1 protein-coding gene is annotated in these 264 nt (G+C 63.6%); it reads right to left on the reverse strand.

Features of this window, described 5'->3' with window-relative positions; translation table 11 throughout:
* Window positions 1–264, reverse strand: a 264-nt coding sequence (locus ABFX56_RS16150; RefSeq protein ID WP_346234374.1) for an LCP family glycopolymer transferase, incomplete at both ends; no start/stop codon positions are given.

Here is a 264-nt window from a genome sequence, read left to right on the forward strand (position 1 = left end):
GGATCTTAAGCCCGGTGTGGGCTTCCACGGTGATCACCGTGCAGGGCAGGCCGCCGTAGCTCAGCGTCGAGTTGATCGGCTGCGCAGACATCGCACCGTAGTTACCCTTGCCGTTCTCCTTCGGGCACGTCGGAATCGGAACGATCAAGTCTCGCGGGATGCTGACGGCGACGGCGTTCGTCTGGTCCTGGGACACGTGGTGCAGGATGTTCACGTCGTTCAAGGCGCTGTCCGGTCGCTTTACCCCGGAACCGGCGCGGCTGT

The organism is Parafrigoribacterium mesophilum, from assembly GCF_039652555.1.
GTDB classification, from domain to species: Bacteria; Actinomycetota; Actinomycetes; order Actinomycetales; family Microbacteriaceae; genus Parafrigoribacterium; species Parafrigoribacterium mesophilum.